The sequence below is a fragment of the Pedobacter sp. HMWF019 genome (genome assembly GCF_003061025.1).
Classification (GTDB): domain Bacteria; phylum Bacteroidota; class Bacteroidia; order Sphingobacteriales; family Sphingobacteriaceae; genus Pedobacter.
In genome coordinates, this window is record NZ_QAIL01000159.1 from 1 (window position 1) to 10,175 (window position 10,175).

Sequence of the window (10,175 nt, forward strand, 5' to 3'; positions counted from 1 at the left end):
AATTTAATCAAGATCAGTTGCTAGATAAAAAAATCCGGAAAGTGTTGACGCACCGTCCGGACAAGGTTTTGTTTAGCTGTAGAAAAACACTAGCGAATGTTTTCACTTGATTATTAGCTAATTAAATTATTACATCCAAACTTATCAAAGTTAATGAAAATTAATCTAAACCGTCTTATCCAAAAAGACGAAATACGCCATGCTATATCCAAAAGTCAAAGCCATTTTAATAGCGCCTTTTCCCCGGATGCCCAACGTAAGTCGTTTTTAAAAAAGACACGAAACAACATACTAATGAAAGTACAAATTATAGCCATACTCATGGGGATCGGGCTATTTCAAGTACACGGCAACACCTATGCACAAAACATAACATTGCATCGCAAAAACAGTGGACTTGAAACCATCCTCAAAGAATTTGAACGACAAAGCGGCTATACCCTCTTCTATAAACAGAACGAAGTAACCGCCGTTAACGATGTTTCAATAGAATTGACAAATGTACCATTGCGCCAAGCACTACAAAATACACTTCAAAACCTGGGCTTCAGTTTCGAGTTCTTTGACAAAACCATCGTATTGAAAAAGAACCTGCCCTCACCGTCATCAACTTCAAACAAAACAGCTGAACCACTATTTTCCCAAAATTACATTATAGGTAAAGTCATAGATGAAAATGAAAAACCAATTGCGGGAGTTACGATAAAACTGAAATCTAACCCTTCTAAAGCGGTCACCTCCCAGGAAAATGGTGTATTTAAATTACCAGTATCTGCAGAGAACGAAATTTTAATTATCTCCTGCATTGGATATGAAGTTCAGGAAGTGAAATCCAGCTTTAATCCCGACAAAATGATCATTAAGATGAAAAAGAAAGATTTTGATTTGGGAGAAGTCGTTGTAACCGGCACAGGAATAAATCGGAATAAAGACAGCTTTACCGGAACAACCGCTAAATTTTCAGGTGATGAACTTAAAGCCATAAGCAATAACAACATCATCCAAAGTTTAAAAACACTGGATCCCTCCTTTCTTCAGATCGAAAACAATTTATCAGGATCCAATCCCAACGTGATGCCCGTGATAGAAGTTAGAGGTAAAAGCAGTATTCCCAGCACAACACTAAAAGATCAGTTTGGTTCAGATCCAAACCAACCTCTATTCGTCCTCGACGGTTTCCCCACCAGTTTAGAAACCATTGTAGATTTAGATATGAACAGAATAGCTTCCGTAACAATATTAAAAGACGCTGCATCAACAGCCCTATATGGTTCACAAGCTTCTAACGGTGTCGTAGTCATCGAAACCATAAAACCATTACCAGGAAAACTTCGGTTCACTTATACCCAGGATTTCAGACTGGAAATGCCAGATCTTACCGCTTACAACATGATGAACGCCGTAGAAAAACTGGAATTCGAACGTTTGTCGGGCCGGTATACAGAAGATACAAATCCAGATTTAGCCATTTTTCTTGACAAATTATACAATACACACCTATCGTACGTAAAAAAGGGAATGGACAGCTATTGGTTAAGCGAACCACTCCAGAACGGATATTCAACCAACTCCTCTATTAACGCTTCTGGTGGAGATGCAGCGTTCACCTACAATGTAGGCATGAACTACCGGATTGGAAAAGGCGCAATGAAAGGTTCAGAAAGGAACAGTTATAGTGGCAGTATTAATCTGATGTATAGGAAAAATGGCTTAAACATCAACAACATCACCTACATCAGAGGTAACAAATCAAGCGAATCTCCATATGGCTCATTTGCAAAATACGTAAATACAAACCCTTATTATGAGAAAAACTACGATAATCCTTTTCTGGAAATAAGCCGGCAGGCCAATGGAACAGGTACCACGCTCTATGTCACTAACCCGCTGTATGATGCCATGCAACCGCAATACAATAATTCTACAAGTATGGCGGTACAAAACAACTTTAATACAAATTATGATTTTACAACATCATTGAAGTTGAACGTAGCCATTGAGATCACCAAAGGTTCCAGCGTATCTAAAAATTACAAATCACCACAGATGAGTGAATTTGCCAACACGCCAATCCTCAGAAAAGGAAAATACTCAGACTTTAGGAACGACAATTTTTCTTATCAGGGAAATCTAATGCTTACCTTTTACAAGACACTAGCCGACAAACACAGCATCACTGCCAACTGGCGAAGCACCATCTCAGAAAGCAATAACAGTGCATACAATACCACAGCAGAGGGCTTCCCTGAAGGAAATTTAGGAAATCCAAGATTTGCTTACAATTATCCGCAGGATGCTTCCCCTTCAGCTTCCAGCAATGTTTACCGATCATTGAATACTACAGTATCCGTAAATTACGCTTACGATAACAAATACCTTTTCGATTTTGTGTACCGTCTCGATGGTTCTACCGCCTATGGCAGTAACAAACAGTTTTCACCATATTATGCCTTCGGATTGGGGTGGAATCTTCACAAAGAAGACTTTATAAAAAACCAATCCTGGATCAATTCATTAAGATTAACAGGAAATATCGGTGTTACAGGAAATCAGAACTTTGCAAACATCAGTTCCATCTCCATTTATAACTACAACACCAAATCCAACTACAACCAATTCGGACAAGGCGTAAGCCTGGATATGCTAGGCAACCCAAATCTGGAACCACAAAAAACGAGACAAATCAGTACGTCGTTAGACTTCAGCTTCTTTAACAATCGTTTTTCCGGATACATCAACGCCTACGATAAACAAACTAACCCTCTAATCGTACCTGTCGACCTTCCATCATCTACAGGCGTATTCTCTTATCCATACAATGTTGGCAGCCTGAACTATAAAGGAATGGAAGCAAAACTTACTTTTTTCCCTATATACAATTTATCTAAAGGATTTACCTGGAGTGTTGGGATCACTGCATCAAGTTACAAGAGCAAGTATGCAGGTTTTGGAAACATATTAGCCACCCTAAACAAGCAGCAAGAAACCAACAAATCTTTAGTTAGATATTATGATGGCAATAGTGCAGAAGCCATCTGGGCAATCAAATCAGTAGGAATAGATCCAACAACAGGCAGAGAGGTATTTGTAACCAAAGATGGTCAGTACACATTTGACTACAATGCAGCAAACATTGTCAATGTAGGCAATACAGTGGCCATCGCCGAAGGTGTCATTTCTACAAATTTACGTTACAAAGGCTTCACATTCGGTATGGGACTTCGCTATAAAATCGGTGGAGATGTATTCAATAACGCGTTGTTTAATAAAGTAGAGAACATTAGCCAGACCAGCATAGCCAACAACCAGGATAAAAGGGCATTATATGACAGATGGAAAAGTCCCGGAGATATAGCCCAGTTCAAAGGAATTTCTTTAACCAGCACAAGTCCTATTTCCTCCCGCTTTGTACAGAAAGCCAACACACTAAGTAGTGAGTCGCTCAATATTGGTTACCTATTTGAAAAAACACCATGGCTTACCCAATTGGGATTGAGATCGCTATCCACCAATTTCCTGGCAAATGACTTCCTCTACCTCTCTACCATTAAAAGAGAAAGAGGAATTGACTATCCATATGCCAGAACAGTAGCACTCTCCTTGAGAGCTTCATTTTAAATAGCAAAAACATGAAAAGAAATTATATCAAAATAATAGCACTGCTAACCATATCCACCATCATTCTATCTTCTTGTAAGAAATTTTTAGATGTAAAACCAGAAGACAAAGTAGTGGAAACCCAGTTATTTTCTACCAAACAGGGTGTTAAATCCGTACTTAACGGACTATACATTAATTTGGCAAGCAATCAGCTGTACGGAGAAAATCTAACCTTATCCACCCTAGATATCCTGGCACAACGTTACAATATGCCATCAACACATTCACTCAATAAAATAGCAACCTATGCCTACATGGATCAACCAACAACAGGCAGATTGGAAAACATTTGGACAAAGAGCTATTCCACCATCCTGAATGTGAACGCGTTTTTAGAAAATATGGATAAATACAAAGGCGTACTGGACCCACAAACCGAAGCCATATACAAAGGCGAAGCACTTGCTATGCGCGCATTCCTGCATTTTGATCTGTTACGGCTATTTGGCCCTATATATGCAACCGCCGACTCCACCAAACAGAGTTTACCTTACTATGAAAATAGTAAAAACAGTATAAATCCACTATTGCCTGCCAATGTTTACATCGGTAAAGTAATAAGCGATTTAAGTACAGCAGAGAATCTATTATCTCAAGACAATATAATAGCCGCAGGCGTGAGCCCCACTACAGCCACAGACAATGTTGATTTCCTGAAGAACAACCGAAATTACCGTTTGAATTACTATGCCGTTAAAGGACTTAAGGCCAGGGTATTTTTATATAGAGGAGACAAGCAAACTGCGCTAAAGTATGCAAAGGATATAATAGCCATAGCCAGCAAATTCCCATGGACGACCTCCAAGAACGCATTAAGCGAGAAACAAAACCCTGACCGGGTATTCAGCACTGAGATGATATTTGGGATTATGAATACACAATTGTACAGCAGCTACACCAGTTTATTTGATCCCTCTATTAAAGATGAGGATATTTTAGCGCCTATAACCACCAGGTTGAACACCGTATACGAAAGCAATGAAAATGACTATAGATTTAACCTGAATTGGCAGATACCAACCACCGGTGTAAAAAGCTATAAGACATTCTATAAATACGCCGACATTATAGACAAAACAAAAACTTTCAGGTTCACTATTCCTTTATTGAAAATTAGCGAAATCTATTACATCGCAGCAGAAAGCGAACCAATTGCGTCAGATGGAGTCCGCTATTTAAATGTGGTTAGGGCAAGTAGAGGGCTCACCGATTTGGCCGTTACGGTAAATATCAATACAGAACTACAGAAAGAGCATCAGAAAGAATTCTTTGGTGAAGGACAATTGTTCTATTACTATAAACGAAGAAATATCACTTCGGTACCCAACGGATCAGCCTCAAGCGGGAATATAACCATCAACTATAATGTACCGATGCCCTTATCTGAAACAACATACCGTTAATGCACTTAAACCGATCATCAGAATGAAAAAGATATATTTAAATTTTACAGGGTTACTTGCGATTTTGATCCTGTTCTCTTGTAAAAAGGACCTTCATACCTATGAAGGTAAACCAACCATTTATTTTAACGAATCAGCAAGGCGTCTCCTTTACCAGGGAGAAGTGTTAAAAGACTCTACAGTACTATCCTTTAGCCTTGCCAAAGCAAAAGATTCAACGGTAAATATGGTCGTTACCATCATAGGCGCCAAACAAGATATAGATCGTCCCTATCGCCTGGTCGTAAACCCTGTTTCTAATGCAGTAGCCGGCACCCAATATCAAATACTTAATACCGCCTTTGTCATCAGGAAAAACCAGTTATCTGACACCGTGAAGATTAAGTTCTTCAGACGGGAAGAAATGCAGACCAAAACTCTTCTTCTAAGCCTTGATTTACTGGAGAACGAAAACTTTTCTGTTTCGATGAAGAACAAAATTATCAACACCACAACCGGAAAAACCCAGTCTTTTATTAACTACAGATGGTTTGTCAATGATATCATCAAAAGACCCAGTATGTGGTTTGATGCCTATCTAGGCACTTTTACCCGTAAAAAATTACTTCTGATGGCAGAAGTACTAGGTATTGAGCCAGCATACTTGGATAATGGAGCGTCAATAGTAGAGGTCATCTCTTATGGAAAATTCATGCAACGTTACCTCAATGACCAAAGAGTTGCTGGTCATACCATCCTGGAAGATGATGGTACTGTAATGGAAATGGGATATTATGTTCAATAGGCTTTATCACCTTAATTAATAGAAATTTATGAAATCAAAAATTTATATCCATCTTATTCTTCTGTTAATGACACTAGTCATTTTCGGATCATGTAAAAAAGACATTGGGAATTATAATTACAAAGAATTAAACAAGCTGGAAGAAGTTAAAGGTTTATCTGATGGAATTGTTGCCCTGTTTGGTAAAGCCATTCTGGTTAAACCTGAGATCAAATTTAGCCAGGACCCTAATTTCAACGAATCCAACTACACCTACGAGTGGAGTTATGTTGGACCAACCGGTTTAGGAGGTCAAAAAATATTTGTACTCAGCAACACAAAAAACCTGGACATGGTCATGACCGTGGTCGCCGGCAGCTATACAGCTTATTATTCGGTTACGGATAAGGCATCTGGCGTAAAATACACCACAAATTTCACTTTAAATGTTGTAAACCAAATCAATGAAGGCTGGATCATGATGAACGAAGCAAACGGAAAAGCCAGGGTCGATATGCTTTCATTAAACAGCTCGGGAAATTTTGACCTGGTAACCGATCTTCTGGCTACCACAGGATCAGCCTTACAGCTCGAAGGCAAACCGGTAATGACTTATACCTATAACACAGGATTGCTTATCGGACCAGACCGCATTAGCTATGGGCTCTATTTTGGAACCGACAAAGGAACAACAAAAGTTGACCCAGACTCTTTCAGGTGGACAAAAACCATGGGCTTAACCTATGAAATGTTTGGTGACGTCCCTTCCGGTTTCTATGCAGATGTGATCCAACAAAGATCAGGCTGGACTTCTTATATGATTGGTAAAGGAAATGCATATTACTATGATAGGTCCTATAACATTTACTACGCTGCCCCCATCAATTACATCCAGGCTGAAGGGAAAAGTTTTGAAGTTGCTCCTTTCATAGGAGGTAACCATGCTATTGTTTCCAATGCACATGCCATATTTTACGACAAAACGAATAGACGCTTTGTAAAACATAGCGGTCAGGGAGCAACCTGTACCACAATTCCGGATCCACCACAAAACCTTAAGCTTTTCAGTTTCAGTACAGGCATGGATTTAAAGTATATGAGATGGGTGCCTTATAACGGCGGTGAATTATTTTCAATTTTGAAAGACCCTAATTCCCCTAAACAATACCTGGCCAGATTTAATTCGGCAAATAATGTCCAATCTTATTATAGTGAAATCACAGGAGCCGAAATCGCCAATGCAGAATTCTATGCTATCAGTCCGGAGTTTGGCTACATTTTCTATGCTGTAGGCGGTAAGGTCTATGAATACGATATGGTGTATAAAACTTCTAAACTCATGTTAGATTTTGGAAGCAAGAAAGTTTCCTATCTCAATTTTTATGAGTTTAAAAACAAGACCAAATACACAAACGACAATAAACTCATGGTAGGCATCTATGATCCTGCTGTGAATAACGGTATCGAAGGAGGTCTTCGTATTTATACCGTTCCGGGAATCAATGCAGACCTGGTATTATATAAATCATTTGAAGGTTTTGGAAGAATCAAAAGCTTAACTTATAGAGAACGCTAACACGCTCCAGTATTTAGATAGTCCCATTATGGGACTATCTTTTCACCCTTCTTACAATCCTCATGATGCATCCTATTTTTAAATCGGGAGTGGTACTCCTGATCATACTATATGCTCCGTTTAGCTTTGCGCAGCAAACAAAACTAAGAGCAAAGATTCCCTTTGAAAACCACAGCGGCAGCATTATTCTTTCAGTTCGAATCAATTCCTTTTCACGCCCGCTCCGCATGCTCTTTGATACCGGGGCCGACGGCATGGCGGTAAGCCAAAACTTAGCAAATGAAATTGGACTCCAAGTTACCCGGGAAAACCAAGCATCAGTTGTAGGAGGAAGTATAAACATAAAGGTATCCGACCAAAATACCATTCAACTAGACACCGTAATCCTGAAAGGACAGGGGATCGCAATTTTCCCTGAAATGCCTGGAGAAACAGATGGCATTATAGGAAATAGTCTACTCAAGCATTTTATTACAAAGATAGACTATGATTCGCAAGAACTCTATCTCTATGATTTTGGAGATCACCAATATAACCAAAAAGGATTTCTAGTCCCTATAACTATGACCAAGGGAATGCTCATTATCCCAGGAAACCTTACTATAGTAGATGGAAAAGCCTACAAGGGGCAATTTGTTTTTGATACAGGCGCGTCCTACACCGTAATCTGTTTCCGGCCGTTCGTCCGTACAAATAAACTGTTGATCAGTGGCTTCAAGCCAGAACAGCAGGGTAGTACGGTGAGCATGGGAATGGTCTCTCCTACTTTTACCGGCAAGAGTCACAGTTTTGCATTTGCTGATACCGATCCTATACCTCACCTTCCAGTAACACTCATGGCAGGTAATACCACCAACGAAAACTGGCAACCAGGCTTTGACGGATCAATCGGTGTTGGTCTAATCAGCCGTTACAACTTCACTATCAATTTGCAACGCAGCGAGATTTTCTTTAGCCCTAATCAATATCACATCTTAAAATGAATTTCATGAAAAAAATTACCCTGTCTATATTACTTCTGTTGTTATCCACGGTACTCACTTTTGCACAGCAACCAGTTGTAATTAATGGAACAGTTGATAAAAAGACTTATCCAAAAGTATACTTGTATAAAGTACTCAATGGTAGATTATCCGAAATCGCCACCAGTACGCCAGACTCCTCCAGTCTATTTGCTTTTAAATTTACCCCCAAGTATAAAGGACTATATGCCATTGGAGGAACAGAAATAATCAGCCTACGTAACATCTTTAAATTTTATTTTAAACCAGGTGATGAGCTGAACCTTAAACTGCAGAAAGCAAACTATACATTGGAAGGAAATAATTCAGCAGAAAACAAAAAACTAACGGAATGGTTCAAAACCTCCTATACACTCCTTGACAAAGCAGTTTACTGGACAACAATAAGCTCATATGTTGATTTCTTTCCCGAAATAGAAGAAATGTATGCCAAATTACCCGCCTACAAATCTTCGGCAAAAACAGGCAACGCCGAGTTCGATAAACTGTTTAGCAAAATCGTAGCTTTCGACTTTACTTACCTAGCCATCGGCTACCTCTATACACCTCGCTCCACACACCCAAGTCAGGAAGAGATGAGCAACTATTATACTCAATTCAAAGCAGATGATTACCTCACAGCAGATCTTTTAAAACTACCCTACGGAGATCGTTTACTTAACTACCTGGTCTACAAAAAAATAGATATTTCTACGAAACCAAGCATCCAGCAACAAGTTGAAGCTATACCTGTAGATGTCGTTAAAGGCCAATATGCACTCAGCAAACTTACATCGGCAGTTTCTTTTAGCGAATATGAGGAAATGTTCAAAACATTCAAACCTTATTTCATTTTAGAAGACCAGAAAGAGCGGGCGCAAGCTATGGCCGTAAAACTGGTGAACACAAAAGAAGGAACACCGGCTCTCAATTTTAGCTTTCCCGATGTCAATAACAGGAAAGTCTCTCTATCAGATTTAAAAGGCAAAGTAGTTCTCATCGACGTATGGGCAACATGGTGCGGACCTTGTAAAGCAGAAGAACCTCACTGGGAAAAACTTGTAAAAAACTACAAAGGAAAAGATGTCGCATTTGTAGGTATTTCCGTTGACCAGAATAAAAAGGCCTGGGATAAATATACATCTGAAAAGAATCTAAACGGAATACAACTATATGCAGGACCTGGTAATGATCTTTCCAAAGCCTATCAGATCAATGGAATTCCTCGCTACCTGTTGATTGATAAAAAAGGAAACCTTATCACACCAGATAGCCCAAGGCCAGCTGATCCTAAACTCAAATCACTCATCGATACCTGGCTTTCCAGGTAACACCCTCTCCGGTCTGCACCCAAAAAAAACCTGCACCTCTTTTCACACCTCAGGACCTGAAGCACTTCGCGGAAGGTTCAGTGAGAAAAGAAGAGCAGGGTTTTTCACAAGGAGGGCCAGCCCCCGGAACCCTCCTTGTAACCTAATACTACGCAATCACCGGCACCGGTCCCTTACACACACTCTCCGAGGTCAGATGCTCCGTAATCAAAGAATTAAAACTCATATACGCATACACCTCATCGTCCGCAAAATCCGCAGGCATCTGTAACGTAAAAGTCAAAGCAGATCTGGCAATCACGTTCTCCACCGTAACAAACTCCTTCTTTGCCGGATTATACACCAAAAAAGAGCCCATATCAGTACCATCCCTGAAAGACGTATTACCATAGCTATTCGTCCAGGTAAACTTCAACTTAGCACCAGCAACCGATTCCACAC

7 protein-coding genes are annotated in these 10,175 nt (G+C 39.7%); 6 read left to right on the plus strand and 1 reads right to left on the minus strand.

The window, feature by feature from the left end; genetic code table 11:
- Positions 1 to 294: 294 nt before the first annotated feature.
- The 6 genes from DBR11_RS10235 to DBR11_RS10260 all read left to right on the plus strand — a co-directional run bounded on the left by DBR11_RS10235 (position 295) and on the right by DBR11_RS10260 (position 9,734).
- Entirely contained in the window at positions 295 to 3,618 is a 3,324-nt protein-coding gene (locus DBR11_RS10235) for a SusC/RagA family TonB-linked outer membrane protein (RefSeq protein ID WP_158275258.1), read from the plus strand.
- A gap of 11 nt (positions 3,619 to 3,629) precedes the next feature.
- Positions 3,630 to 5,063, plus strand: coding sequence for a RagB/SusD family nutrient uptake outer membrane protein (locus tag DBR11_RS10240; RefSeq protein ID WP_108552252.1), 1,434 nt, complete (start codon positions 3,630 to 3,632; stop codon positions 5,061 to 5,063).
- Positions 5,064 to 5,085: 22 nt separating this feature from the next.
- Positions 5,086 to 5,847, plus strand: a complete 762-nt coding sequence (locus DBR11_RS10245; protein WP_158275259.1) for a DUF4843 domain-containing protein — start codon at positions 5,086 to 5,088, stop codon at positions 5,845 to 5,847.
- A gap of 28 nt (positions 5,848 to 5,875) precedes the next feature.
- The gene (locus tag DBR11_RS10250) at positions 5,876 to 7,402 is read left to right on the plus strand and encodes a PKD-like family lipoprotein (RefSeq protein ID WP_108552255.1); all 1,527 of its coding nucleotides are present in this window, start codon (positions 5,876 to 5,878) and stop codon (positions 7,400 to 7,402) included.
- 62 nt (positions 7,403 to 7,464) lie between these two features.
- Positions 7,465 to 8,385, plus strand: a complete 921-nt coding sequence (locus tag DBR11_RS10255; RefSeq protein WP_108552257.1) for a retropepsin-like aspartic protease — start codon at positions 7,465 to 7,467, stop codon at positions 8,383 to 8,385.
- Positions 8,386 to 8,390: 5 nt separating this feature from the next.
- Positions 8,391 to 9,734 (plus strand): TlpA disulfide reductase family protein, encoded by a 1,344-nt coding sequence (locus DBR11_RS10260; RefSeq protein ID WP_108552261.1) that lies wholly within the window; start codon positions 8,391 to 8,393, stop codon positions 9,732 to 9,734.
- Between the two features lie 148 nt (positions 9,735 to 9,882).
- Here the strand turns inward: DBR11_RS10260 and DBR11_RS29555 are convergent.
- On the minus strand, positions 9,883 to 10,175 hold a 293-nt coding region (locus DBR11_RS29555; RefSeq protein ID WP_233260714.1), incomplete at its 5' end, for a DUF6266 family protein.